Origin of the sequence: Haloferax marinisediminis (genome assembly GCF_009674585.1) — an archaeon.
Classification (GTDB): domain Archaea; phylum Halobacteriota; class Halobacteria; order Halobacteriales; family Haloferacaceae; genus Haloferax; species Haloferax marinisediminis.
In genome coordinates, this window is the sequence record NZ_WKJP01000001.1 from 1,692,600 (window position 1) to 1,718,361 (window position 25,762).

The 25,762-nt window shown below is 60.6% G+C and carries 27 protein-coding genes and 3 tRNA genes; 13 read left to right on the top strand and 17 right to left on the bottom strand.

Going from position 1 to position 25,762, the window contains the following annotated elements; all coding sequences use genetic code 11:
* Positions 1 to 283: 283 nt before the first annotated feature.
* The 4 genes from GJR98_RS08840 to GJR98_RS08855 are packed head-to-tail and all read right to left on the bottom strand — an operon-like array spanning position 284 to position 4,191.
* Positions 284 to 1,045, bottom strand: coding sequence for an ABC transporter ATP-binding protein (locus tag GJR98_RS08840; RefSeq protein WP_151137434.1), 762 nt, complete (start codon positions 1,043 to 1,045; stop codon positions 284 to 286).
* Positions 1,042 to 1,905, bottom strand: a complete 864-nt coding sequence (locus tag GJR98_RS08845; RefSeq protein WP_151137436.1) for an ABC transporter ATP-binding protein — start codon at positions 1,903 to 1,905, stop codon at positions 1,042 to 1,044. Before GJR98_RS08845 ends, GJR98_RS08840 begins: the two co-directional genes overlap by 4 nt.
* Entirely contained in the window at positions 1,898 to 3,256 is a 1,359-nt protein-coding gene (locus GJR98_RS08850) for a branched-chain amino acid ABC transporter permease (protein WP_151137438.1), read from the bottom strand. Before GJR98_RS08850 ends, GJR98_RS08845 begins: the two co-directional genes overlap by 8 nt.
* Complete coding sequence (locus tag GJR98_RS08855) at positions 3,253 to 4,191, bottom strand: branched-chain amino acid ABC transporter permease (RefSeq protein WP_191965484.1); 939 nt, start codon at positions 4,189 to 4,191, stop codon at positions 3,253 to 3,255. The genes GJR98_RS08850 and GJR98_RS08855 overlap by 4 nt, the downstream gene beginning before the upstream one ends.
* Positions 4,192 to 4,520: 329 nt before the next feature.
* Here GJR98_RS08855 and GJR98_RS08860 point away from each other — a divergent pair, with 329 nt between their 5' ends.
* Entirely contained in the window at positions 4,521 to 5,024 is a 504-nt protein-coding gene (locus GJR98_RS08860) for a GNAT family N-acetyltransferase (RefSeq protein WP_151137442.1), read from the top strand.
* A gap of 11 nt (positions 5,025 to 5,035) precedes the next feature.
* Positions 5,036 to 5,109 (top strand) — tRNA-Thr (locus GJR98_RS08865).
* Between the two features lie 175 nt (positions 5,110 to 5,284).
* Here the strand turns inward: GJR98_RS08865 and GJR98_RS08870 are convergent.
* From GJR98_RS08870 to GJR98_RS08880, 3 genes are all read right to left on the bottom strand, one after another.
* Positions 5,285 to 5,554, bottom strand: coding sequence for a hypothetical protein (locus tag GJR98_RS08870; protein WP_225316387.1), 270 nt, complete (start codon positions 5,552 to 5,554; stop codon positions 5,285 to 5,287).
* Position 5,555: 1 nt separating this feature from the next.
* Positions 5,556 to 6,299, bottom strand: coding sequence for a beta-ketoacyl-ACP reductase (locus GJR98_RS08875; RefSeq protein WP_151137444.1), 744 nt, complete (start codon positions 6,297 to 6,299; stop codon positions 5,556 to 5,558).
* 258 nt (positions 6,300 to 6,557) lie between these two features.
* Positions 6,558 to 7,205, bottom strand: a complete 648-nt coding sequence (locus GJR98_RS08880) for a MaoC family dehydratase (RefSeq protein ID WP_225316388.1) — start codon at positions 7,203 to 7,205, stop codon at positions 6,558 to 6,560.
* A gap of 149 nt (positions 7,206 to 7,354) precedes the next feature.
* On the opposite strand from GJR98_RS08880, the gene GJR98_RS08885 reads away from it, so the two are divergent.
* From GJR98_RS08885 to phaC, 4 genes are read left to right on the top strand one after another with little or no spacing between them, the layout of a single operon-like run.
* Positions 7,355 to 7,669 (top strand): AbrB/MazE/SpoVT family DNA-binding domain-containing protein, encoded by a 315-nt coding sequence (locus GJR98_RS08885; protein ID WP_151137446.1) that lies wholly within the window; start codon positions 7,355 to 7,357, stop codon positions 7,667 to 7,669.
* Between the two features lie 34 nt (positions 7,670 to 7,703).
* Positions 7,704 to 8,156, top strand: coding sequence for a hypothetical protein (locus tag GJR98_RS08890; protein ID WP_151137448.1), 453 nt, complete (start codon positions 7,704 to 7,706; stop codon positions 8,154 to 8,156).
* 39 nt (positions 8,157 to 8,195) lie between these two features.
* Entirely contained in the window at positions 8,196 to 8,750 is a 555-nt protein-coding gene (locus GJR98_RS08895) for a poly(R)-hydroxyalkanoic acid synthase subunit PhaE (protein ID WP_151137450.1), read from the top strand.
* 56 nt (positions 8,751 to 8,806) lie between these two features.
* A complete protein-coding gene (phaC, locus tag GJR98_RS08900) occupies positions 8,807 to 10,108 on the top strand; it encodes a class III poly(R)-hydroxyalkanoic acid synthase subunit PhaC (RefSeq protein WP_228717180.1) in 1,302 nt (433 codons plus the stop codon).
* A 396-nt stretch (positions 10,109 to 10,504) separates the two neighbouring features.
* On the opposite strand, the gene GJR98_RS08905 is transcribed toward phaC, so the two are convergent.
* Together GJR98_RS08905 and GJR98_RS08910 are read right to left on the bottom strand one after the other, a co-directional pair.
* Entirely contained in the window at positions 10,505 to 10,972 is a 468-nt protein-coding gene (locus GJR98_RS08905; RefSeq protein ID WP_151137454.1) for a hypothetical protein, read from the bottom strand.
* A 200-nt stretch (positions 10,973 to 11,172) separates the two neighbouring features.
* Entirely contained in the window at positions 11,173 to 11,592 is a 420-nt protein-coding gene (locus GJR98_RS08910; RefSeq protein ID WP_151139414.1) for a hypothetical protein, read from the bottom strand.
* Positions 11,593 to 11,853: 261 nt separating this feature from the next.
* On the opposite strand from GJR98_RS08910, the gene GJR98_RS18135 reads away from it, so the two are divergent.
* The gene (locus GJR98_RS18135; RefSeq protein ID WP_449271767.1) at positions 11,854 to 12,009 is read left to right on the top strand and encodes a DUF7563 family protein; all 156 of its coding nucleotides are present in this window, start codon (positions 11,854 to 11,856) and stop codon (positions 12,007 to 12,009) included.
* Here GJR98_RS18135 and GJR98_RS08915 read toward each other — a convergent pair.
* The 7 genes from GJR98_RS08915 to GJR98_RS08945 form a co-directional block, all read right to left on the bottom strand.
* Positions 12,006 to 12,224 carry a TrmB family transcriptional regulator gene (locus GJR98_RS08915; RefSeq protein WP_151137456.1) on the bottom strand — a complete coding sequence of 73 codons (219 nt, stop codon included), beginning with the start codon at positions 12,222 to 12,224 and terminating at the stop codon, positions 12,006 to 12,008. The genes GJR98_RS18135 and GJR98_RS08915 overlap by 4 nt on opposite strands.
* 228 nt (positions 12,225 to 12,452) lie before the next feature.
* Positions 12,453 to 12,551, bottom strand: a tRNA-OTHER gene (locus GJR98_RS08920).
* A 173-nt stretch (positions 12,552 to 12,724) separates the two neighbouring features.
* On the bottom strand, positions 12,725 to 14,560 hold the full coding sequence (locus tag GJR98_RS08925; RefSeq protein ID WP_151137458.1) for an FAD-binding protein: 1,836 nt from the start codon (positions 14,558 to 14,560) through the stop codon (positions 12,725 to 12,727).
* A 55-nt stretch (positions 14,561 to 14,615) separates the two neighbouring features.
* Positions 14,616 to 15,497 (bottom strand): succinate dehydrogenase/fumarate reductase iron-sulfur subunit, encoded by an 882-nt coding sequence (locus tag GJR98_RS08930; protein WP_151137460.1) that lies wholly within the window; start codon positions 15,495 to 15,497, stop codon positions 14,616 to 14,618.
* 2 nt (positions 15,498 to 15,499) lie between these two features.
* Positions 15,500 to 15,871, bottom strand: coding sequence for a succinate dehydrogenase hydrophobic membrane anchor subunit (locus GJR98_RS08935; RefSeq protein WP_151137462.1), 372 nt, complete (start codon positions 15,869 to 15,871; stop codon positions 15,500 to 15,502).
* Positions 15,871 to 16,266 (bottom strand): succinate dehydrogenase, cytochrome b556 subunit, encoded by a 396-nt coding sequence (gene sdhC, locus GJR98_RS08940; RefSeq protein ID WP_058572170.1) that lies wholly within the window; start codon positions 16,264 to 16,266, stop codon positions 15,871 to 15,873. Before sdhC ends, GJR98_RS08935 begins: the two co-directional genes overlap by 1 nt.
* Before the next feature lie 111 nt (positions 16,267 to 16,377).
* Positions 16,378 to 17,403, bottom strand: a complete 1,026-nt coding sequence (locus GJR98_RS08945) for a succinylglutamate desuccinylase/aspartoacylase family protein (protein WP_151137464.1) — start codon at positions 17,401 to 17,403, stop codon at positions 16,378 to 16,380.
* 130 nt (positions 17,404 to 17,533) lie between these two features.
* On the opposite strand from GJR98_RS08945, the gene GJR98_RS08950 reads away from it, so the two are divergent.
* The 6 genes from GJR98_RS08950 to GJR98_RS08975 all read left to right on the top strand — a co-directional run bounded on the left by GJR98_RS08950 (position 17,534) and on the right by GJR98_RS08975 (position 24,273).
* Positions 17,534 to 18,898 (top strand): putative ATP-dependent zinc protease, encoded by a 1,365-nt coding sequence (locus GJR98_RS08950; protein ID WP_151137466.1) that lies wholly within the window; start codon positions 17,534 to 17,536, stop codon positions 18,896 to 18,898.
* A gap of 109 nt (positions 18,899 to 19,007) precedes the next feature.
* Positions 19,008 to 19,589 carry a DNA-3-methyladenine glycosylase family protein gene (locus GJR98_RS08955; protein WP_151137468.1) on the top strand — a complete coding sequence of 194 codons (582 nt, stop codon included), beginning with the start codon at positions 19,008 to 19,010 and terminating at the stop codon, positions 19,587 to 19,589.
* 111 nt (positions 19,590 to 19,700) lie between these two features.
* Positions 19,701 to 21,677, top strand: a complete 1,977-nt coding sequence (locus tag GJR98_RS08960) for a 3-hydroxyacyl-CoA dehydrogenase/enoyl-CoA hydratase family protein (RefSeq protein WP_151137470.1) — start codon at positions 19,701 to 19,703, stop codon at positions 21,675 to 21,677.
* Between the two features lie 87 nt (positions 21,678 to 21,764).
* Positions 21,765 to 21,839, top strand: a tRNA-Glu gene (locus GJR98_RS08965).
* Positions 21,840 to 22,201: 362 nt separating this feature from the next.
* Complete coding sequence (locus GJR98_RS08970; protein WP_151139415.1) at positions 22,202 to 23,530, top strand: MgtC/SapB family protein; 1,329 nt, start codon at positions 22,202 to 22,204, stop codon at positions 23,528 to 23,530.
* Positions 23,531 to 23,841: 311 nt separating this feature from the next.
* Positions 23,842 to 24,273 (top strand): disulfide bond formation protein B, encoded by a 432-nt coding sequence (locus GJR98_RS08975; protein WP_151137472.1) that lies wholly within the window; start codon positions 23,842 to 23,844, stop codon positions 24,271 to 24,273.
* A gap of 24 nt (positions 24,274 to 24,297) precedes the next feature.
* On the opposite strand, the gene GJR98_RS08980 is transcribed toward GJR98_RS08975, so the two are convergent.
* Positions 24,298 to 25,755, bottom strand: coding sequence for a DASH family cryptochrome (locus GJR98_RS08980; RefSeq protein WP_151137474.1), 1,458 nt, complete (start codon positions 25,753 to 25,755; stop codon positions 24,298 to 24,300).
* Positions 25,756 to 25,762: the final 7 nt, after the last annotated feature.

A 25,762-nucleotide genomic window follows, 5' to 3' on the forward strand; every position in this document is an offset into this window, starting at 1 on the left:
AGTGCTGTGTGGAGACTGACGGCCGAGGCGGACGGATGCGGCTACGAAGCCGCGGACAGATACGGCTACCAAACCGCCGACAGAATGACGAGACGGTCGATGTGGCATCGAGCCTTCCGCCGGTGACGACAACTCACGACGTTCTGCGCTCGACTGTCGAGCAGGTATTCGGCCGTCGAAGTTCCCCACTCGTCTGTGAGTGAGACATCGACTCCTGTCGTCGATGCGCACCACTGCTGGCACGAGAGAATCGCGAAAAAAGAATGCCGAGTGCCGAGTCGCGTTATCCGCCGAGGAAGTCCTGTCGGACCTGTTCGTCTTCGAGGAGCGCAGACCCGCGGTCCATGTAGCGGTTCTGCCCGTTCGCGAGGACGTAGCCGCGGTCACAGCGTCGAAGCGCCTCTTTCGCGTTCTGTTCGACCATCAAGATAGCCGTGCCTGCCTCGTTGATTTCGTCGATTTTGTCGAACATCTCCTGGACGAGGTCGGGTGCGAGACCCGCCGACGGTTCGTCGAGGAGCAGCAGGTCGGGGTCGAGCATGAGTGCACGACCCATCGCGAGCATCTGCTGTTGCCCGCCGGACATGGTCCCTGCTTTCTGGTGCTTGCGTTCTTCGAGGATGGGGAACCGGTCGTAGACCGCTCGAATCGCGTCCTGTGGCACCTCGTCGAGGATGTACGCACCCATCTCGAGGTTCTCTTCGACGGTCAGCGTCGGGAAGATGTTGTCGTTCTGCGGGACGTACCCGATTCCGACGTGGATGATACCTTCGGGTCGTCGGCCGGTGATATCCTCGTCTTGGAACTGAATCGTCCCACCCATGTGGGCGGTCAGTCCGAAGACGGACTTCATCGTCGTGGACTTGCCGGCCCCGTTCGGGCCGACGATAGTCACGTACTCGCCGTCGTAAACGTCCATGTCCACGTCGGTGAGAATCTGCAGGTCGCCGTACCCGGCGTCGAGGTTGCGGACACGCAGCAACCAGTCGCTGCGGTCTTCGACACCGCCACCGCTCGTGGCGCTCGTGTTGGCGTCGACGCTCATACGTTGCCTCCGAGGTAGGCCTCGATGACTTCTTCGTTGCTCCGGATGTCGTCGGGCGTGCCCTCCGTGAGGACCTGCCCTTGGTGGAGCACGATGACGTGTTCACAGTTGTTCATGATGAGGTCCATGTCGTGTTCGACGAGCAGGAACGTGTAGCCCTGTTCGCGAAGTTCGTGGATGTGTTCGAGTAGTTTCTTTTCGAGCGTCGGGTTGACCCCTGCGAACGGCTCGTCGAGGAGCAGCATGTCGGGGTCGGTGAGGAGCGCTCGTGCCATCTCCAAGAGTTTCCGCTGGCCACCGGAGAGGTTGCCTGCGTACTCGTGGGCGATGTGGTCGATGTCGAAGAAGTCGAGGACCTCCCAGACGCGTTCGAGGAGTTCCTCTTCTTGTTCGCGAACGTCGTCGCGGACGCCCGGTGTGACAGACCGCCACAGCGCCTCACCTCGCTGGTGTTTCGGCGCGAGCATCATGTTCTCGAGGACGGTCATCTCGCTCAGTTCACGAGCAATCTGGAACGTCCGAACCATCCCACGGTTCGCAATCTCGTGGGGTTCGAGGCCCGTGATGTCCTCGCCGTTGAACGTGACGGTCCCGGCGTCGGGTTTGAGCATCCCCGTGATGAGGTTGAACGTCGTCGACTTCCCGGCCCCGTTCGGACCGATGAGACCCGTCAGCGTTCCGGCTTCCACTTCGAAGGACGCGCCGTCGACAGCGGTGATGCCACCGAAGGACTTTCGCAGTCCTTCGACTTGCAGTGGGAACTCCTCTGTCGTGTCGACACCGGATGCGAACGCACCAAGTGCGCCGTCGTCGACCTTGGTCGCGACTTCGTCGACTGGTGGATTCGATGCATCACTCATCGTCTTCACCTCGTTCGATACCGCCATCGGTACGAACCGTTTCGTCGGTGCCGCCATCGGCGGCGGCCATCGACTTCGGACGGGACAGCGGGATGACGGAGGCTGTCTCTTTGCGGTGGCCGAGCAGGCCTTCCGGACGGTTGTGCATCAGCCAGATGAGTACCAGACCCATCACGACGAGTTGGAGTTGGCGAATACTGTCGACCGTGTACAGCAAGAACGGGACGGGGTCGAACGAACTGATGAGCGGCGAAATCGCCTGTCCGAACCCTGAAGGCGAATCCAGATTGGGGAAGACGGTTCCCACGAGGTTCTGGAAGTAACGTGGTCCCTGGTAGAGAACTGCTGCGAACACTGCGCCACCGAGGACGCTGCCGGTGTTCGACCCTGCACCACCGATGATGAGGGCAATCCAGACGAAGAACGTCACGCGCGGCCGGAAGAAGTTCGGCGTCACAGCACCCTGCGGCATGAGCCAGAGAATCCCGGCGAGGCCCATCAGGGCACAGCCGAGCATGAACGACTTGATTTTGAAGCCGTCGGTGTTCTTCCCGAGCGCGTTTGCGACGTCTTCGTCTTCTCGAATCGCCTTCAGCACGCGGCCGAACGGCGACTCACCGGTTCGCTTGAGTAGCCAGTAGTAGACGACGACGAAGCCAAGGAGCAACGCTCCGTAGACGATTCCATCGACGACCGGTTTGGGATTCGTCGGAACGATTACTCTGAAGGCATCGATGAAGCCAGTGTAGACACCCCACAGCCCAATCGCCTGGAACAGTGCTTCGAGCGGCGACGTGAAGTCGAGAATGAGGCCCGACCCGCCACCGAACCCGACTCTCGTTCCCAGGAGCGAGAACTGTTGGAGGTCACCAGAGAGGAAGCTGAACCGAACGATTTCTGACATCGCAATCGTCACGATAGCGAGATAGTCCGCTCGTAACCGTAGTGCCGGTAAGGCGACCACCAAACCGAGGATGGCCGCAGCGAGCATCCCAGCGAGGATACCGACCCACAGCGGGAGGCCGAGGCCCCCAACCTGAGCGGCACCGCCAGCGACGTACAGCGGCTTCGAGACGAGAGCCATCACGTAGACACCGACGGCCATGAAGCCGACGATACCGATGTTGAACAGTCCCGTGTACCCCCAGTGGAGGTTGAGCGCGAGCGACAGCATCGCGAAGACGCCGATGTAGAACGTCAGCGTCGCGATGGAGTTGAGTTGGCCACGCAGGTCGTATCCGAGTACGATACCTGCCAGAAGGTACAGCAGGTACGCGGATGCGATGACCAAGACGATAAGTCCCGTGTCGCCACCGGGAACGCGGGCGGCGACGTCGTCTTTGACGCTCATGCAGTCGACCTCCCGCTAAAGAGACCGGACGGTTTCACGAGCAGGATGACGATCATCACGACGAAGGCCGCGGCGCGAGCGAAGGCCGAGGGAATCCAGAGGACCGACATCGAGGCAGTAAGCCCGATGACGAGACCACCAGTGATTGCGCCGTAGATGGAGCCAATCCCGCCGAGGATGACTGCTGCGAAGATGAGCAGCAGCAAGAGCCACCCGTCGTTGAAGCCGAGCGTCCCTTTCCAGAGGACGAACATGTAGCCGGCGATACCGGTGAGTCCGCCACCGATAATCCAGGTCGAGCGAACGACGCGTTCGGTTGGAATCCCGGTGATGAGTGCGAGGTCTTTGTTGTCGGCCATCGCACGCATCGCCTTCCCGAGTTTCGTCCGCTGCAAGAGCAGGTGGACACCAATCATCAGCCCGGAGGCGACGATGAGAAGGGTGATGTCGTGTGCGTTGATGAACACAGTTCCGTCGAGCAGGTAGAGCCCAATCGATGGTGGCTGTGCCGTCGTGCCGCGAACGTCCGACCCGAAGACGAACTGCATCAGGTAGCGGAGTGCGAATGCGACACCGATACTCGTGATGAGGAGCGTGATTCCGTCTTCGTTACGCACCGGTTTGAAGATGAAACGGTCCACACCGAGTGACAGCGCAATCGCGAACGAACCGGCGACGATGATGCCTGCGACGACTGCTAACGGCGTCGACAACATCCCGAGGCCGAGCGACCCGCCGTAGACTGAACCACCAGCACCGACGAGGAGCAACGCACCGATGTCCGCGCGCCCGAGGCCGGCGATGAGGTACGTCGTCGCCCAACCCGAGAACGCACCGGCGGTGATGTAGTCACCGTGTGCGAAGTTCGCGAAATTCAAAATACTGTACGTCATCGACAACCCGATTCCTGCGAGGCCAATTACGAGGCCACGCATCAGGCCGTCCCAGACGAGGGTGCCGATATCGGCAATCTTCGTCTGACCGGTTGCTAGCCCGAGGAGGAGGTCACCGAGCAGTACTGCTGCGATGACTCCCAGTACGAGCGCGAACGGACGCTCGATGGCAAATGCCCTCCCGCGGGAGTAGGTTTCGGCGATACCCATTGATAACTATCCTCATGGTATGAGGGGCCGATTGACGAACATAAATCTTTCTTATGCGCTTGCAGAGGAAATAGAACCTGACGACTTGCGGGGCCCCGATTGGACGTTCTTCTGGAAGCGAGCGATACTTAAAAGCAATCTCGCGGGCGATAGTGAGGTGTATGCGGTTGGTGGCTGCCGATGTATCCGACCTCGACGTTCTGTCAGATTTGTGGGTCGAACTGGCCCACGGGCAGCGTGCGTTTGGGTCACATCTCTTCGCAGACGCGAATCGGGCGCATATTCGCGCATCGCTGGCGCATCACATCACGTTCGACGGCGTCCTCGTCGTGCGCGACGGATACGACGGCGAGCGTAACGATAGCGACATCGTCGGGTTCGTCACGTTCGAAGTCGAAGCAGGCACGTACGAAGAAGACGTGACGCGCGGCATCATCAGCAACCTGTTCGTCGTCCCAGACAGGCGCGACGAGGGAGTGGGTGGTCGCTTACTCTCGGCGGCCGAAGAACGACTCCGCGAGGCCGGGGCCGACGTGGTCGGTCTCGAGGTCATGGCAGACAACGAATCCGCCCGGAAATTCTACCGACGACACGGGTATGGTCCGCACCGGATTCAACTGGAGAAATCGATACAAAACGATACACACTCAAAGGAGGACCAATAATCGGAAGACGCGCCAGGAGAGCATGGGCGGTTCATGCACTCGACTTGTAATCGAGACTTCGTGGGTTCGAATCCCACTCCTGGCTTCTACGGGTCGAGTCGTTTTAGCGTCGCTACCGGGGTATAGCTGAATTTTATGCTGCCAGTGCATCGAAGAGGATTCTGAAGCAAACAAACGAAGGGACCGAGAGATGTCGCTGAGACGGCGAAGAGTCCACAAAAAGAGTGCTCTAGGTCACCAGCGACACACAGTTCGCTGGGTTACGTACAGGTAATCGTCTCGCCCTCGGTGTCGACGTGTCCCCGCTCTGCGAGCGTGCGGAGAATCGGATAGAGAGCGAGTGAGTTCATCTGCAGCATATGGGTCAGTTCTGCAGTCGTCGGTTCGTCAGCGACGCTAACGGCGAGGTAGACGAGTTTCGCCCCATTCGACTCGATATCGTCGGGCACCGAGACGAGAGTGTGGTTCTGGTTCGGCAGCTCGTCGACATCGTCGCTCGACGGAGCAGCGTGGAACGTGTTCTCGGTCACGTTACCACTCCATCCCACCGTTGACGCCGAGTATCTGGCCGGTCATGTACCCCGAGTCTTCGCTCGCGACGAACGAGACGATACCCGAGATGTCGGAAACCGTCGCAAAGCAGCCGAGGGGAATCCGCTCGCGGATCTTCTCTTGGATATGTTCGTCGACATTGTTGAGCATGTCCGTCTTCGTGAATCCGGGGGCAACACAGTTGACTGTCGAGTCGAATCTCGCGAGCTCGAGTGCGAGCGTTCGGGTGAACCCGAACAGACCGCTCTTGGTCGTTGCGTAGTTCGCCTGCCCGTAGTTACCCTGTTGGCCGACGACACTCGAGATGTTGATGACACGCCCCTCGTCAGCCTGCTTGATATCGTCGTAGAAGGCTTTCGTGGAGTTGAACACGCCGCCGAGGTTCACCTCGATGACCTGCTCCCAGTCCTCGCGAGTCATGTCCTTGAACGTCCGGTCACGAGTGATACCCGCGTTGTTCACGAGAACGTCGATTGGGCCGAACGTGTTGTGGACACGGTCAGCCATTCCCATCATCTCGTCGTAGTCGGAGACGTCACCTTGGAGGGCGATTGCCGTCCCACCGTCGGCTTCGATCGCGTCGACGACGTCGTACGCTTCTGCTTCAGAGTTCCGGTAGTTGACGACGACGTTGAAGCCGTCTTCTGCTAGTTGTTCGGCGATACCACGGCCAATCCCACGTGAAGAACCTGTCACCACACAGGTGCGATTGCGTTCCGTCATTGTGTTTCTCGTGAGGGAGACCACACTTCGAGGCGACTCTTCGTACACCACCGTCCCGATTACAACTCAGTAACCTCGGATGTGTAAGGCCAGTGACCCTCTATGTAATTGGGCCGTGTCGCTCTACATAGTCGTTCCCTAGAACAACCCTTATACACAGAAGCTGAGTTTAAACAAGTTTAATTATACCACTCACATATCAGTTCGCCGAGCGTGGCGATACAGGTCGACTAGGCCAAAAACGGTCAGATTGGACGACTACGCCGGGAGGTCGTCGACGAGGACGACTGCCTCACCATCGACAATCATCTCACCGGATTCGTCGACGACGTCTGTCGTGAGTCGGAACTGCTTGTCTCCGAGTTGTTCGACGACTTCGATGACGGCCGTGTAGCGCTGACCAATCGTCGCAGGGCGGATAAATTGGATATCTTGCGAGAGATAGATGGTCAACCCCGGAAGCCGGGCGAGTGCAGCGCTGATCAGGCCAAGAACGAGGATACCGTGAGCAATCGGTTCGCCGAAGCGGGAGTTACTCGCGAACGCCTCGTCGAGGTGGAGTCTGTTCGTATCGCCAGTTGCGTCGGCGAAGGCGTCGACGTTCGCTTCGCTGATTACCTTCGAAAAGCGGAGGGTGTCCCCCACAGTTACCTCGGTGTCACACGTGAGGTCTCGATCGAGCGACCACCCACGCCGTGAATACCCAATCGACACGTCCGACGATTCAGTGACCTCCCCACTGATGTCACCGCCACCAAACGCGGAGAGGACTGCCTGGTTCGCCTCGGTGATGTTCTTCAGCACCTGCGTCGATGCGTTCGTCCACGCGCGGGTCACCTCTGCCATCGTTCGCCCCGAAGCCGCGAACAGTGACGACACGTTCTGTTGTGGGTCGCCGTCACTCATCGTTGGACCCTCCTGTGTGGTGAGTTCGACACCATCGTCGGGGAGGGTGGACCGTCGCCCGTTCTTCTAAACCATCTCTTACCATCGTATACCATCTGATGGAATTGTGGGGAAGCTATATATAACACACGACCGTTGTACCAGCTGAGATGGCGAACAACGACGACGTGCTGTGGCCTCCTGCCATGTTCACCGAGCAGTTGCGCAAGGCAGGCGAGGAGTTTACGCAGCAGCAACAACGGCTCTACGAGCAGTTGCTCGCTGCGAACCAGGGAGGGTCCGCTGGCGGTCTCTCCGATTTCGGTGCGATGAGCATGGGGACTGCGATGTTCAAAACCCGCGTCCAGAGTGGTGGCCGGTTGAGCATCCCCGACGCAGAACGCGAGGCGTTAGGTATCGAAGAAGGCGACCTCGTGCAAGCGTTCGTCATTCCAATCAGCAAACAGAGAGACAACAATGAGTGAGTCAAACTTCGGTTTTGACGGTGTTTCGCAGATGATGGAACCGTTCGGTATGGTCACGCAGATGCAGCGGCAGTCGCTCGAGCAGGCACGAGAGGCAACCCGCGAGGGGTTCGAACTGCACAAGCGCCTTGTACACGCTGCAGCCGACAGCGTCGAGTCCCAGCAGACTGCCCAGCAGAAGAGTAGCGAACTCACCCGGTCGTCCGTCGAAACGGCAGTCGACGCGATGCAAGAGTCGACCCAGAGCGAAGAGCGACTCTCACGTGACTTCCACGAAGTTGTCGACGAGCAGTTCGACGCGATGGACGAGCTGTCCGACCAGACGTGGGACATCGTCCACCAGTCGATAGAAGGGAACGTCGAAGCCTACGACGCACTGGTCGACCAGTACGCCTCGTTCGTCGACGACTCGTTCGAACTGTACCTCGAATCACTCGCTGAGGTCGAGGCCACAGCGACCGACGAGTCTCCCGCAGACACGGAGTAACACCTTAATCACAAGTGATGACGATTTGAATTACCAACCATGAGCGACGCGACACCAAACAAAGACAGTATCGACCAGTGGGTCGAGATGATGGACGAGATGAACCGAACGACCCTCGAAGCGTTCGAGGAGAACGTTCAGATGCAGGCGCAGTTCGTCGAATCGTGGATCGACACGGTCGAGAACGACCAAGCCATCGCCGAGACGATGGACGAGGGTCTCGAGGGCTACGCGCGTGCGTACCAGACCTGGATGGAAGCCGCAGTGAAGATGCTCGAACAGACGAACGACGCCGTCGAGGGAGAAGATATCTCGACTGATGAGTTCCGAGATATCTGGCTGCGCGCCGCTAACGACTCGTTCAAAGACGTCATGGAGACCAGCACGTTCGCTGCCGTCACAGGAGCGACGGTAAGCGACGTTCTCGAGTACCAAGAGAAGGTCGACGAGACTGCCGCAGAGACGCTGCACTCGCTCGGCTTCGCGACCAAGAACGACGTTCAAGAGATCGGTGAGCGACTGGTCGAGTTCGAGCGGCGACAGCACGCCGTCGAGAAGAAGCTCGACCGACTGCTCGACGCCATGGAGTCATGAATCCGTTCACTGCAGCGTTGAACATCCAGCGCAAGCAGTTCGAGACTGCAGCATCGATGTTCGAAAAGAATGCCACCCTTCCGTCGCAGGTCGAGCGAGCGAACGCTGTCGAGGTCGGACAGACGCCGAGCGAAGTCGTCTACGAGGAGAACAAACTCCAGCTGCTCCACTACGAGTCGCAGACCGAATCGCAGCACGACGTCCCGATTCTCGTCGTGTACGCCCTCATCAACCGGCCGTACATCCTCGACCTGCAACCGGACCGAAGCGTCGTTCGCACGCTCCTCGAGAACGGGTTCGACGTCTACCTCATCGACTGGGGAGAGCCATCACTCCTCGACGCTTCACTCACGCTCGATGACTACGTCAACCGCTATCTGGAGAACTGTGTCGATGTCGTCCGCGAGCGCTCGGGCCAAGACGCCATCAACATCCTCGGCTACTGTATGGGAGGTACCATGAGTGCCATGTACGCCGCGCTCCACCCCGAGAAGGTTCGAAACCTCGGTCTGATGGCCGCGGGACTCTGCTTCGACGGGACGGGTGGCGTCCTCGAACGCTGGGGGGATGAATCGTACTTCTCGCCGAAAGACGTCACCGAGGCGTTCGGCAACGTCCCCTCCGAATTCCTCGACGTCGGGTTCGCACTTATGGACCCGGTGAGCAACTTCGTGACGAAGTACGTCCACTTTTACGACAACCTCGAGGACGACGAATTCGTCGAGAATTTTGCGCGGATGGAACGGTGGCTCGGCGATGGCATCGACGTGGCTGGCGAGACGTACCGGCAGTTCCTCGAAGATGTCTACCAGTCGAACAAGCTCGTCAAGGGTGAACTGTATCTGGGAGACAGTCGCGTCGACCTGTCGGCGGTGGATATGCCAGTCCTCCAGATTACGGGCGAATACGACCACCTCATCCCGCCGGAAGCGAGTACGCCCTTCAACGACTACGTCGCCAGCGACGACACGGCCGTCATGGAGTTCCCGACCGGTCACATCGGGCTGTCGGTGTCGTCGAAATCACACGAAAAGCTCTGGCCCGAGGTCTGCGAGTGGTTTGCGGAACGCTCGGTGACCGACGAGGTGACGACCCAATCGGGAGACACTGATTCGTCGCCGACTGTCGAAGAGACGGAGACGCCGGAACGAGATGCTGATGCATCAGCCCAGACCGATGACCTCAAAACCATCGATGGCATCGGGCCGAACTACGCACAGCGACTCCGCGATGCGGGTGTGACGAATCTCACTGACCTCGCGAACGCGGACGTGGATGCACTGGTGGCAGCCACCGACGTCGGCACTGAGCGAGTCCACACCTGGGTCGACGAGGCACGAGAACGACTGAGTGAGTGACGAACCAGTGAGTACACAGGGTCGACACTCACCAGTCGTTTCAATTATCGAAACCGCACTAAGCCCTCTTTCTTCAGGCAGAGATGGTGTCGAGCCATCAACGAACTACTGAGCGTCGTCGACGAACTCTCGCGCCTCGGCTACTAACTCGTCTGCTCACCCGGCATCACGAAGCTCAGCAGTCAGTCGAACGAGTGGTTGTGTTCCACGGGCGCGAACGAGGAGCAGCCATCGTCGTGGTCGATACGCATCAAGGGTGAATACCTCGTGAACCCGTTGTCTGAGAGCCCACTCCTGACTCTGTCAGCTCTATTTACCGGGCGCTCTCGACTGTGGTGAGTTGTCTCGACCGCCTCGGTTCGTCGGGAAAAATCGACGCGAATCGGGGTGGTTCGTCTACGAGTCGTTCAGTGGAATCATCGGGCACTCGAAGTACCGGACGCCCTCGGCGATGACCACGATGTCGCCCGACGCTTCGAGTTCGTGGAGTCTGTCGTCGTTCGTGACGGTTTCCGTTGGGCTCTCTTTCCACTCGACTGTCGTGACGGACCAGCGCCCGCCGTTGAAGTCGCGCTCACCGGGTGCTGCTTCGGTGACGGCGTGTTGGCTCCCGTCCACGAACACGTACAGTTCGTCGAACGAGTGGTCGTTTCGGCCGTTCGGTTTCGGAAGGTCCGTGACGTCGGCCGTCGCGAAGAGGCGGTCGTCTGCGTAGATACGCCCCGGTTTGGCTGGGTTGTTCGATGCGTCTGCTGCAGCAGTCCCGGCCGCCGAGACGCCGAGCGTCAGTGCCCCAGCGACGACGCCCGTAGTTCGAAGGAAACGTCGTCGGGTAGACGCTCCGCTGTTGGTGTTTTCTTGCATAGTCTCTCCAAGCGGCCGGTTCGTCGACAGGGTGGCACAGCAGACGAACCGACCTATTCGAAGAGAAGCATCGGGACCGGTATATCGATTTTTTCACTTCTCGGTCCCATCTCACTCGACTCCCACCCAACTCTGTTCCAAATTCGGCTCGCATAGCTACTCCATCGAAAACCAGCGCACAGGCCAGTCCGTCAGCGGACTCAGTTACGGCCCGACGGTGGGCGAACCCGGATGAGCAGCAGTGACCCCGGAACACCGAGGACGAGGGCACGGAACGGATTATGCTGGATGATAATGTCCGGATTGAGTGGCTCTGTCTGGAGGTCGGTGATTCGGATACACGAGTAGTAGACGGTGACGTGCGTCAGCGTGTAGGCGAACGCTGCTGGAACGACAATCGGGTAGTGAACCCCCACGAGTGAGAGCGCCTCGAACGCGAACGCGGTGAGCGCCGAGATGGAGAGCAGATTACCGAGTTGGAGTGTCACACCGGTCACCGCGGTGATTGCGGTGTCGAACAGCGAGGCACCGTACGGCGTGTACGTGAGTGCAGTCACGACTGCGATTGCTCCGAGGAGGAGGCCGACGAGCAACCCAGTCATCGCGTACACGTACTCCATGAGGGTCTGATACGGTGTCGATGGAGCGCGTGAATTTAGTTCTATCTCTGCCATTATCGCTGGAGAAAATCAGAGAAATTCGATGAATCACTGACAGGAGAGTGTTTATTCTCCCAGAGAGCGTCACTCCGCTATGAACGCGACTGACCAGTTCATGCTCGCGGTGACGCTGCTCATCTTCGCGCTGCTCATCATCGGTGGTCTTCTTGCGTTGTTGTAGGGAGAAAACTTATGAGACATTCGTGATGGACACTAGGTACCATGCCAGAATGTCAGAACTGCGAATCCTTTGTGACTCCTGCGTACGCTCGCGTCTTCACGCCCGACGGAATGGAGAATCCGCGAGTCTGTCCCTCTTGTGAGGACATGGTCAGAGACGGAGCGAACGTTCGACCGGCGCGCTCCACGCGATCTTAGTGAGCGATGTGGTACCGTTCGGCCTCCTGTCGGACGAGGCCACGCTTACAGAGCGTTCCGAGGATACTGTAGAGAGAAATCTTCTTCATTTCGAGGCCGTCCTGCAGTTCGGTGATGGAGGCACCATCGTGTGTTGTGAGATACAGATACACGAGTTTTGCCGAGGGGGATTCGAGCTCACCAGGGAGTTCGATTTTTGGAACCGTCTGTTGCATGGTCGTTGTCGTTCTCTATGCTTCGACGATAATAAAACTCTCTTACAACAATCGTCGAACACCGAGCGACGCGAGTGAGGCCACGAGATACTCAGATTCGAGCGAATCGTTGTGTTCGTCACGAACGTACATGCGAGAAAATACGGCTTTTGACGGTCAGGACTTCGACTGTCGTCGAAGATACGAGTGAGTGAGTCGTTCACGAGCGGTGAGGCGACCAGAACGGAACGGAAGGGGCGGGAGTCGAACCACGCGAAGCCATTGAAATCCACCGGATCGACCGCGAACGGTCACTGCCGGTGTGCTCTACCACTGAGCCACCCTTCCGAGGCGACCTAGGGCTTCTCCGGACAAATAGACGTTGGTGGGTGTACTCCCTGTCGGCGCTCGATTGAGACGACGAGTGCGACCACGGCCGCGACGACGACCCGGCGCTGTCGCTGTTGGAAATCTGCTTCGAAAGAAGTGTTCAGTCTGCTGTTCTCGACAGCGCGACGAGCCTAGTAGCTCCGGACCTTTGGCTCGTACGTCTTGTTCTCGCCTTCGAGGATGACCGGCTTGTACCAGAGTTCTGGGTTGCCGTCGTTCCACGAGAGCAGCGTGTGCTTGAGCCACTCTTCGTCACGGCGTTCCTGGTACTCTTTCCGCCAGTGGGCACCACGGAACTCGTTGCGCGCGAGCGCGCCGAGGGTAATCGCTTCGGCGATGTCGAGGATGTTGCGCGTCTCCAGCGTCTGGAGGAGGTCGGTGTTGAACGTCCGGGACTTGTCGGCCACGAAGACGTCCAGATACAGTTCGCGTGCTTCGCGGATGTCGCCGAGCGCCTGCTTGAGCCCTTCTTCCTCACGGAAAACGTTCACGTTGCGCGTCATGGACTTCTGGACGCGCTCGCGAATCTCTGCGTGCTGGATACCGTCGTCTTTCTCCAGCAGCGCCTCGACGGTCTCGCGTTCCTCGTCGACTGCCTGCTGGACGAGTTCGCTCCCGGAGGCAGCGGCCGTCGCGCCACCGTCGGCAGCGACGTCCTCACCGAGGCCGACTTCGCCGAGTTGGACCGGCGAGTCGATTTCGGCTTCTTCGTAGTCGCCGACCTTGCCGGTCGTAATCCGCGCGTCTTCCATGTCCTTGCCAGCGGCGTGGTGACCGGCGCGCTTGCCGAAGACGATGAGTTCGGGGAGCGCGTTGCCGCCGAGGCGGTTGCCGCCGTGGACGGAGGCACAGGCACACTCGCCTGCTGCGTACAGACCCGTGACACACGTCTCGCCGTTCTCGTCGGTCTCGATGCCGCCCATCGCGTAGTGCTGGCCGGGCTTGACCGGCATCGGTTCGACGAGTCCGTCGACGCCTTCGAAGTCCTCTGCGAGGTGGAGGATGTTTTCGAGGCGGTCGAGGATGCGCTCTTCGCCGAGGTGGCGCATGTCGAGGTGAACGTACTCGTCTTCGATGCCACGGCCTGCGTTGACTTCCGTCAGTTCGGCGCGGGACACCACGTCACGGGAAGCGAGTTCGCCTGCGTTGTTCGCGTACCCATACTCGAACATGAAGCGCTCGCCGTCTTCGTTGTAGAGAATCCCACCTTCACCGCGGACACCTTCGGAGATGAGAACACCCGTCGAAGGGAGGGTCGTCGGGTGGAACTGGATGAACTCCATGTCCTCGATTGGGACGCCCGCGCGGTACGCCATCGCGACACCGTCGCCAGTGTTGGAGACGGCGTTCGTCGTGTGGTCGTAGACCTGTCCGAGACCACCGGTCGCGAGGATGACACCGTTGCGAGCGCGGAAGCCTTCGATGTTGCCGGTCTGCACGTCGTAGGCGACGATGCCGTGACAGGTGCGGTCTTCCGGTCGCTCCTCGTCGGAGACGGCGAGTCGCGTCACGTGCCACTCGTCGTAGACTTTGATACCGCGCTTGACGAGTTGCTCGTACATCGTGTGGAGCAACTGGTGGCCGGTCTCTGCACCCGCGTAGGTCGTTCGCGGGAACGAGAGGCCACCGAACGGTCGCTGACTGACGCGGCCGTCCTCGTCACGGGAGAACGCCATCCCCCAGTGTTCGAGTTTGATGGTCTCTTTCGGACTGTCTTTACAGAGGGTCTCGGCTGCCGGTGCGTCGGCGAGATAGTCCGAGCCCTTCATCGTGTCGTAGGCGTGGTCCTCCCACGAGTCGGCTTCGCGGAGCGCGGCGTTGATGCCGCCCTCTGCCGCACCCGTGTGACTTCGGACCGGGTGGAGCTTCGACACGATGGCCACGTCGGCTCCTTCCTCGTGTGCCGCAATCGCCGCGCGCAGGCCTGCCCCGCCCGCGCCGACTACGATAACGTCGTGTTCGTACATGGTGTGATTGTGTGTGTCGTAGGGTTGGTCTGACTTCAGAGTTTCACCGAGAAGTTCACCAGAACTTCAGGTTGTTCTTGATCGCTTCGCGCTTGAGTTCCTGGATGTGCTCGGTCAGGGGGATGTCCTTCGGGCACACCTCCGTACAGGAGAACTGCGTCTGGCAACGCCAGACACCGTGTTCCTGTTCGAGAATCTCGAGACGGCGCTGCTTCATGTCCTCACCTTCGCGTTCGTCCATCGCAAAGCGGTACGCTTTGTTGATGGCCGCCGGGCCGAGGTACTCGTTGTCGCCGGCCGCGATGTTACACGAGGACATACACGCACTACACCAGATGCAGCGCGTCGACATCTTGACCTTCTCGCGGTTCTCGCGGGTCTGACGCTGCTCGTCGAGTTCGCCGTCGGGAAGCGAGTTCGTCTGGAAGTACGGTTCGACCGCCTCCATCTGGTCGTAGAAGTGCTCCATGTCGACGACGAGGTCTTTGACGACGTCGGCGTGCGGGAGCGGTTCGATGCGAACGGGTTCCGAGAGGTCCGACAGCTGGGACTTGCAGCCGAGTCGCTGCGACCCGTTGACGAACAGCGCGTCGGACCCACAGATAGCCTGCCGGCACGAGTGCCGGAAGGTCAGCGACGAATCGTAGTGGTCACGCGCCCACATGAGCGCGTCGAGGACCGTCATCCCCTGCTTGTAGGGGACGTAGAAGTCGTCGAAGCGTGGCTCTTGTTTCTCCGGCACTTCGGGGTCGTACCGGAAGACCTTGAGGTGGTACGTGTCGTCGTCAGAGCGTGCTCTCTCGGCCGCTTCGGCCTCTCGCTGCTCTTGGATTCGCTGTGCGCGTTCGCGCTTCTTCTGGTCGCGCTTCTGCTTGCCTGGCGAGACCGACTCAGCGGACGATTCTTCTTCGACTGGTTCGGGAACTTGCGTACTCATGGTTAGATGGGAACACCTCCGGCCCACGCGAGTGCGGTGCGGACGCCCTGCACGATGAGGACGAGGCTAGCGACACCGAGAATCGCCTTGACCGCCGTCTTCCGAGAGCCCGAGAGGCCCTGATTCACGAGGGCGTTGTAGACGCCGTTGACGCCGTGGAACGTCGCGGTGATGAGGAACAGAATCATCAGCGAGAAGTACGTCAACTGCTCCATTCGCGCCTGCGAGAGGGCGAACGTCACTTCGTCCGCGTGGTTGAGGAAGTGAAGCAGGAAGAAGTGGAACGCCAATACGATCACGAGGAACGCGGCGGTGAGGCGCTGCCACAGCCACCGACGTCCGCCTGGCTCGAAGGACGTGTATCGTTCTGCCATTAGATGCTCACCCCTGAGAGGAAAGTCGGAACACTCGCGATGACGATGACACCCGTGAGGATGAGCGACGCGTAGAAGCTCTGGTCCTGTGCTTCAAGGCCGACCCCGAGGTCGACGAACAGCAGTCGCAGCCCATTGAGGATGTGGAACACCGCCACAGCGAGCAGTCCAACTTCGAGGATGCGTACGACGAGTAGGCTCTCCAGTGCCTGAATCGTGTTCGTGTACGCCGCCGCGCCCGAGAGGGCCGTCGATAAGACGGCGATGTGGGTGAATAAGTATCCCACAAGCACCCAGCCGGTGAACTTGTGGAAGATCCAGGCCCACATGCCGGCCGAGAACTCGCGCCATCGACTGAAGTCCTCGATGAGGCCCCGATTGTAAGACTGACTCATGCTCCTGTGTGCGTCGGGACGGGGAGGGTATAGAACTTACGTGTATGATGTATCATCAAGGTTCGCAAAAATCGCCGGACACCGCATTGTCTCTATCTCTGCCTCCGTCGTTCACAGGGGAAGTTCGGGTGACGCGGACTGTTCTCGCTCCACGACGCGGCGAACTTTGTCCTTCAGTTCGACGAGGTGACAGAGTGGGTTTCCGGGGTACACCACGGGGTTTTCGAGGACACCGACGAGGAGTCCGGTGAAGGGCGCGACGACGGTGACGTTGTCGTCTTTGAACGGATTCGTGATGGTGCAGATGCGGTCGCCTTTGTGGACGAGCGCACCTCGGTCGTGGTGCATGTCGACGATGCCGCCCGCGTCCGCGCGCAACCACGTCTTTTCGTTCTCGTCGGAGATGACGGTGCGCCACCCGGGCCAGTTGACAGTCGACGTTTCACGGAGGCCGTACTCCGCGAAGACGCTCTCGACGCCCGCGAGCGCCTCGTCGATGAGTTCGCGCTGGAACCGGTGTGCTTCACCCATCTCGACGGTAATCGCCGGCGTGCCACGACTGGACGCTTCGGTCCGAAGCATTCCGTCGCTCCCGGAACTGTCGATGATGACGTGCGACCCGAAGGCGTTCGCGAGGCGTGCCACCGCGGGGTCGGACATGTCGGCCCGCACGTGTAGCATGTTCGTCCGCCCACGCGTAGACGTGTGGAAGTCGATGCCGAGGTCACAGGGCGCGATGAAGTTCTGGTAGATTCGGTACGCCATCCGCTTTGCTCCCGTGGACGTCTCTGACCCCGGGAACGACCGGTTCAGGTCACGGTCGTAGATGGGGAGGTACCGCTCTTGGGCGAGGAACGCGGGGACATTCATCACCGGCATGCACACGAGGGTGCCCGCGAGGTCTGCGAGGTCCCATTCGTAGGCAACCTCGCGGACGACTTCGATTCCGTTTAGTTCGTCTCCGTGGGCGGCAGCAGAGAGGAAGACAGTCGGTCCCGGTTTCTCCCCGTTGATTATCGTGACGGGGATACGAACCGGGTCGCCGAGGTACGTCTCCGAGATGCCGTACCGGATGTCTTGAGTCTCACCCGGCTCGACCTTCCCTCCGTTGTAGGTGAAGGCCTCGTTGTCGGCCATGTACACCGATGGGAGGGCCGGGGTTATAAACGGTCGCGCCGGGCGAAATCATCCGAATTCAGTAACTACTAGTCTCTAGACACACGTCTCGACCGTCATACCTTTGAAACCCGCCCGAGTTCGTTGGAGTATGTCCACCAACAACAACGAGGAAGTACGTGTTGGCGTTCTTTCACTCCACAACAGCAAGGAGACGAAAGCAATTTTGAACGCAGTTGAGGACCTCGGCCACGAGCCCGTGTGGCTCCGACGTGAGAACGCCGAGATCAACATCGAAGACGGTGAGGTGACAGTCGAGCCTGAGGTGGACATCATCGCGAATCGACTTCTCCTTTCCAACACAGAGGAACCCGCCGAACTCCTCGGCCTCGCGACGACGTTCAACCGCATCCGGCCGATGCTCAACGAACCGGACGCGGTTCTCGCCGCGATTCACAAGTTCGCGACGGCCGCGACGCTCGCGAACTGGAACATCAAGGTCCCAGACGCGCTGCTGGCACTCTCGAACGACCGACTCAACAAGGGTCGAGGGCGCTTTGGCGACGTGGCTGTCTACAAGTCCGCAATCGGTACCCACGGCGGTGGGACGTGGAAGGTCGACCTGACCGAACCTGTGAACCCGAAGGTCGGGAACCGACAGGCGTTCCTCCAGAAACTCATCGACCACGACGACCAGCGACACCGAGACCTGCGTGTCTACATCGTCGACGGGAAAATCGTGGGTGCGATGTACCGCTACGCACCGGAAGGCGACTGGCGGACCAACGTCGCGCTCGGCGGCGACGTCCTCAACGCGACGGACGAGATGCCCGAAGAAGCCCGCGAGACCGCACTGTACACCGCCGAAGTGATGGAGATGGACTACGTCGGCGTCGACCTCGTCGAAAGCGACGACGGCTGGTACGTCCTCGAAGCCAACCCGACCGCTGGGTTCAAGGGTCTCTACGAGGCGACGGGCAAGAGCCCCGCGCCGTACATCGCCAAACTCGCTATCGAGCGCGCTGGCGGCGAAGTCGACGAGAAGCGCGTCGAAGAACTCTCGGCGACGCTCGACGACTCCGTTCCGTCCTGCGCACCTGCCGAATCGCCCATCTTCGACGGTGAGGCACCCATCATCGGCTACATCGAGGAAGTCGTCGTCAACGGGACGAAGGGCTCACAGCAGACCCTCGCCAAGTCGGACACGGGTGCGACCCGGACCAGTATCGACACGAGCCTCGCCGCCGAAATCGGTGCCGGCCCCATCAAGAGCATGACGCGCGTGAAGTCCGGCAGCGTCAAGCGCGGGAAGGCCCGCCCGGTCGTCGACCTCGTCATCGGTATCGGCGGAACCCAGCACACGGTGACTGCCAGCGTCGAAGACCGCTCGCACATGGATTACCCGCTGCTTCTCGGCCGCGACATCCTCGAACACTACCGCGTCGACGTCCGCCGTCGCTCGAACGCCGACCGCGACGACGAAGACGACGAAGAAGAAGAACGCCTCGAAGAGTAAGCGAGCGACATACGTCTGCGGCGTCGGCGAGGTCGAGTCTCGTCCACGACGCCAGCACTCCTGTCCGCGACGCACGAACTTTTCTCTCCGACCGTCCAACCACGAGGTAATGAGCGACGACGCGTACGATGCACTCCGAACTGACCCACATCTCGGCAGTGTCGTCGAAGACCACGGCCCGGTGACACTCGACCCAGCGACCGACCCATTCGAGCGACTGGTCGTCTCCATCGTCAACCAGCAACTGTCGACGACGGCCGCTGCGACGATTCGTGACCGACTCTTCGACCGCGTCGACGTGACGCCAACAGGGATTCTCGCGGCCGACGAAGAGACGCTCCGGGACTGTGGACTCTCCGGGCAGAAAGTCGGCTACGTCCGCAACGTCGCCGAGGCGTTCCAAGATGGCCTGTCCGCCGAGTCACTTCGCGCGATGGACGACGACGAGGTGATAGACGCCCTGACCGAGATTCGCGGCGTCGGCGTCTGGACGGCCAAGATGTTTCTCATATTCGTCCTCGCGCGCGAGGACGTGTTCCCAGTCGAAGACCTCGGAATTCGACGCGGGATGGAACACGTCTTCGGCGTCGAAGCCGACTCCCTCCCACGAGGTGAGATGGTCGACCGCGCCGAGACGTGGACGCCGTACCGAAGCTACGCCAGTCTCTACCTCTGGCGGAGTGTCGACTGACGGGAAGGCAGTGTCTACAGCCGACCGCAAAAACGGTCAAATAAACGAGTAGTAGGTTTACATTTCACTCGATGGAAACGTTGAAACCAATTCACACTGTAACGTTTGTCCATGAACGTAGACGATATCAACACCATCACCGTTCTCGGAGCGGGCAACATGGGCCACGGCATCGCCGAAGTTGCTGCCCTCGCCGGGTACGACGTCGTCCTCCGTGACATCAAAGACGAGTTCGTCCAGAAAGGCTACGAACAAATCGAGTGGTCACTGAACAAACTCGCCGAGAAAGACCGACTCTCGCAGGAGGATGCGGACGCCGCGTTCGACCGCGTCACCCCGGTGGTCGACCTCGAAGAGGCCGTCGCGGATGCAGACGTCGTCATCGAGGCCGTCCCCGAGAAGATGTCCATCAAGAAAGAGGTGTACACGGACCTCGAAGCGTTCGCGCCGGACCACACCGTCTTCGCGACGAACACGTCCAGTCTCTCTATCACCGAACTCTCTGAAGTGACCGAGCGCCCCGAGCGCTTCTGCGGGATGCACTTCTTCAACCCGCCAGTTCGGATGGACCTCGTCGAGGTCATCTCCGGTGCACACACCGCCGACGAGACGCTCGCCCTCGTCGAAGACCTCGCAGAGAAGATGGGCAAGACGCCCGTCCGTGTCCGCAAGGACAGTCCCGGGTTCATCGTCAACCGCATCCTCGTCCCCCTGATGAACGAGGCGGCGTGGATCGTCCACTCCGGCGACGCGACGATGGCCGAAGTCGACTCCACGACCAAGTACGACCTTGGACTCCCGATGGGGAGTTTCGAACTCGCCGACTACGTCGGCATCGACGTGGGCTATCACGTCCTCGAATACATGCACGAGGTGCTCGGTGACGCCTACAGACCGTGTCCGCTCCTCTCGGAGAAGGTCGAAGAGGGCAACCTCGGCCAGAAGACCGGCAAAGGATTCTACGACTACGAGGACGGCGAAGGCGCACAGGTGCCCCACGGCGAAGGGAAAGAGTCCGTCAAGAACCGCCTGCTCGGCGTCATGGCGAACGAAGTCGCCGGACTCGTCGGCAACGACGTGGCCCCTGCTAACGCTATCGACCGCGCAGTCAAACTCGGCGGGCGCTTCCCCGACGGCCCTGCGAAGATGGCCGACAACGCCGGCATCGCCAGACTCGTCGAGACGCTCGACGAACTCCACTCCGAGACCGGCGAAGACCGCTACGAGGCTGTCGAGTACATCCGTGAGCTCGCCAAATCCGGCGAGGGCTTCTACGGCGGCGAGGGAGAAGACGAAGACACGCTCGCGTTCGACGACATCGCCGTCGACGTCCGCGAGGGCGTCGGCCACATCACGCTCGACCGGCCACACCGCCTCAACACCATCAGCACGGAGCTGCTGGACGAACTCTCGGACGCCCTCGACGTGCTCGCTGACGACGACGAGGTTCGCGCCGTCCTCCTCACCGGCGCTGGCGACCGCGCGTTCTCCGCCGGTGCAGACGTGACGAGTATCGCCGCGGGCGGCGCAGACCCCGTGACTGGCGTCGAACTCTCTCGGAAGGGACAGCAGACGTTCGGCAAACTCGAAGACCTCGACATGCCGGTCATCGCCGGTATCGACGGCTTCTGTCTCGGTGGCGGGATGGAACTCTCGATGTGCGCCGACCTCCGTATCGCGACCGAACGCTCCGAGTTCGGCCAACCCGAACACAACCTCGGTCTGCTCCCCGGATGGGGCGGCACCGTCCGCCTCCAGCGCATCGTCGGCACCGGCCGCGCGAAAGAGATTATCTTCAGCGCCGACCGCTACGAGGCCGCGACGATGGCCGACTACGGCTTCGTGAACGAAGTGGTCGAGAACGACGACTTCGAGACGCAGGCGTTCGAGTACGCCAAACGCTTCGCGCAGGGCCCGCCGGTTGCACAGCGCTACACGAAGCGCGCCATGCACAACGGCTGGGAAGACACCGAAGCCGGTCTCGAACTCGAAGCACAGGCGTTCGGCCTGCTGTTTACGACGACTGACCTGATGGAGGGTATCGCGGCGTTCACGAGCGACCGAGACCCCGAATTCACCGGCGAGTAATCGCTATCCGTGAGTGGGTTCCTCTCACTCACCCGGGACGGAACGCAACGCTTAAAATAATCCAACTACCACCCATGAATGCAGTTGGCTCGGTTGGTGTAGTCCGGCCAATCATCTTGGCCTTTCGAGCCGAGGACAGGGGTTCAAATCCCCTACCGAGCACTTCTCTGCTGAACTACCTTCCAAGCGACCGCTCTGCGTGTCGCTTGGACTGTGAAGCTGTGACTGTGAGCCAGGGGATTTGAACTAGCGAGCAACTTGTTGCGAGTGGAGCTCACGCGAACAACGTGAGCGTGAGAACGTGAGACGGATGTCTCACGGCGTTCAAATCCCCTCCCGGGCTCTTCTCTCGAACACAACTCTCCGAGAGACCTCTGTGTCTCTCGAAAACAACACCCCTAACGACGCGGTCGCCGCCCATCCAACCTCGACTAGCTCACACGTTTTTATTATCTCAAAATAAATAGATTATATCCGATGATTCTCAGTCACTCCTTGTGGAACACCAACTCGGGCGTGATGTAATGGTCCAAGAGGTGTTCGCGTCGGTCGACCCCATCGTCGCCCGATTGTTCGTCGCGGCGGCGCTGGGGATGTTCCTCGGGTTGGAACGTGAGCGGTCAGGAAAGTCCGCCGGAATGCGGACGTTCACACTGACGAGTCTGGTCGGCGGAATCGCGGTGGCTCTCGACAGCGACGTCCTCCTCGCAGTCGGCGGACTGCTCGTGGTCGTCCAGGCGGCCCTGCTCGGGAGTCGCGGGGTCGTCAAACTGCGTACCGGACGCGACGATATCGACGCAGATACCTCCGAGCTCGACCGCGCCGCCGCAACTGACCCAGAAAACGCCGACAGCAGTGTCAGCGCGAGTCTCTCGCTGACGACGTCTACGTCACTGCTCGTCGCCTATGCGGTCGGTGCCGCAGTCGTCGGTGGGTTCGTCCTCGAAGGGGTTATCGTGGCCCTCACCGCGTCGCTGCTGTTGGTACTCCGTCGGGAACTCCACGGCTTCGCCCACCGACTGACCTCAGACGAAGTCCGGAGTGCAATCGAGTTGGCGATCATCGCGTTCGTCGTCTACCCCCTCCTTCCGGACGAACCACTGGGACCGTGGAATGCGGTCAATCCGCGAACCGTGTGGCTTCTCGTCATCGCCGTGAGCGCGATTGGCTTCATCAACTACATCATCATCAGACGCTACGGCGGGCGCGGCATCGCGATTACGAGCTTTTTCGGGGGGCTCGTCAACTCCACCGCCGTCATCGGTGAGATTGCGGGGCGGACAGAGCGCAATCCGTCGATTCGATCACTCGCCGTCGGCGCGGTTCTGCTGGCTGACGCTGCGATGGCGGTTCGAAATCTCTCGCTCATCGCAGTGTTCGTCCCCGAAATCGCGTTCCAGGTGGGTATTCCGCTCGGACTCATCGCGCTCGTCGGAGTCAGTTACGCGCTCTACTCACGGCAGTCGAACGTCGACCTCGACGTGTCGTTCGAGTCGCCGTTTAGCCTCGAAAGCGCACTCAGATTCGGCCTCTTCTTCCTCCTCGTCCTCCTCGTCTCGGCAGCAGCACAGCAGTACTTCGGTGCGACTGGGTTCGTAGTGACGAGTTTCCTCGGCGGGTTAGTCTCCAGTGGGTCCGTAGTCACGACGACTGTCACCCTCTTCAGTGGTGGATACATCGAGGGTACCACTGCGATCGTCGGCGTGCTCGCTGGAACGGCCGCGAGCATCTTGGTCAAGGTCCTGCTCGCGGCGAGCATCGACCGCGAACTCCTCGCACCGGTCGCACAGAAGAGTGCACTGCTCGTCGTCAGCGGCATCTTCGGCGCGCTACTCGTCGTGTTCGTGTTGTGAACTCGTTGCCGGGGTAACATTCATAATCCATTGCGCCACCAGTCAAGACGCACTGGTTCGGTGCACATCGTTCCGTACCCGAGTCGACCCACGAAGATTCGCCCACCGGTCGTCCCCCGGTGCGGCGAGGGTCACTCATCAGACCCACCCATCTAGCCGATGGCTTGAGGTAGACTGCCTCGTATCTTGTGCCAGAGCAGCAGAGAGCCAATGAGTCGCCACGTGCAACAAGACTGGAATGAGGATGCACCGCCATCGAATCGACAGCGCGTACTCGGTACCGCAGACACGACTGTGGAGGTGAGTCGAGCGTGAGCGACGCGACACGTGCAATACTCGCGGCCGGCACGCTCGTCGCCCTCGCAGCGACCGCTGGCAGCCTCTACTTCAGCCTCGGACTGGGGTTGACGCCCTGTGACCTCTGTTGGTACCAGCGCATCCTGATGTACCCGCTCATCGTCGTGCTTGGGGTGGCGGCCATCGAGGACCGCGGCGGGGTCTGGAAGACGGTGTTACCACTCTCACTCGGTGGTGCTGCACTCGCCGGCTATCACACCTATCTGCAAGTCGCACCCGACGCGACCTGTTCGGTCGGTGGCCCCTGTACGAGCGTCCTCTACCCGATGCTCGACGGCCTGTTGACCATCCCGCGACTCTCGCTCATCGCGTTCGCACTCCTGGCCGTGCTGTCGATTGGCGTCGCGCGGGCGGACAAGTCGCGTGACAACATGTGGATGGCCTGAGCGAGCGGCCCTCCCAACTCCGACTCAGCGGAGTTTCTCGTAGGACGCATCGAGGTCGACCACCGGCGCGGGGTAGTCGACACCCACCTCGACACCGTACTGTGCTTGTTCTGTGTCGCTCATCTTCCACGGTTCGTGGGCGTACGTCGGTGGGAGGTCGGCGAGTTCGGACACCCAGTGTTTCACGTACGCGGCGTCGCCGTCGTACTGTCGTGCCTGTTTGACGATGTCGAAGTATCGGTCCCGCGAGTCGTTACCGACACCTGCGATGTACGCCCAGTTGCCGTAGTTCGACGCGGGGTCGTAGTCGACGAGTTGCGTCTCGAAGTACGCGGCACCGCGACGCCAATCGAGGCGGAGATTGTTGGCGAAGAAGGACGCCGCGTTCTGCCGGCCACGATTCGACATGTACCCCGTCGCGTTCAACTCCCGCATGTTCGCATCGACGAAGGGAATCCCCGTCTGCCCCGTCGCCCAGCGCTCGAACTGTGTGTCGTCGGTCCGCCACTCGATGTCGGTGCGGTGTCTGATGCCGCCTCGGTGGAAGAAGTCGGTGCCGTGTTTGGCGAACTGGAACTGGAAGAAGTCGCGCCAGCGGAGTTCGAACGTGAGCCAGTACGTCGAGTCGTTTTTCACTCGACTGTCCTCGTAACGTTCGACCTCGGACTGGACGGAGCGAGGGGAGAGACACCCCTCGTTCAGCCACGGTGAGAACTTCGACGAGTAGTCCGCCCCGAGCATCCCGTTTCGTGTCTCTTTGTACGTTCGGAGGTGGTCACCCTCCCAGATGTACGACTCCACGCGGGCGAGGCCCGCTGTCTCGCCACCGTCGAACGAAAGGACGCCCCGGTCGTCGGGACTGAGGCTCGTTTCGGGACCGAGGTCAGAGAGCGATGGCAGGGTGCCGACTTCGGGTGTGTTCGAGGGGAGCGCCGGAATGTCCGGGATGGGAACTGGGTCTCGAACAGGTGATTCCGCTTCGACGGCCTTCCGGAACGTCGTGTACGTGTCTGGGACGTCGGCGAGAGCCATCGGCAAGTCGTCGATGTGAGTGAGGGTGTGTCCCCAGAACGGTCGCACCGAGACGTTGGCATCGGCGAACGCGTGCGTGACTGCCGATTCCACGTGTTTCTCCTCGGCTGTCGGCAACGTGTGCATCGTGACGGTGTCGGCGTCGACGGCGGCCGCAACGTCGGGAAGCACCGACTCGGGGCGGCCCACGCGGATGAGAAGGTCAGAACCGTGGTCACGAAGCGACGAGCGGAGGTCGGTGACCGATTCGAGACGGAATCGGGCGCGGTGGTGGCCAGTCTTCTGGAACTCGAAGGAGTGGTGGCCACCGAACGACCGCTGGCCGTAGTCTCGCGGGTCGAAGCAGTACACTGGAACGACGTGGTCTGCGTCGCACGCCGCGACGAGCGCGTCGTTGTCGTGCAGACGGAGGTCACGGCGGAACCACACGAGTGCGGTCGATGGGGACATCTCTAGC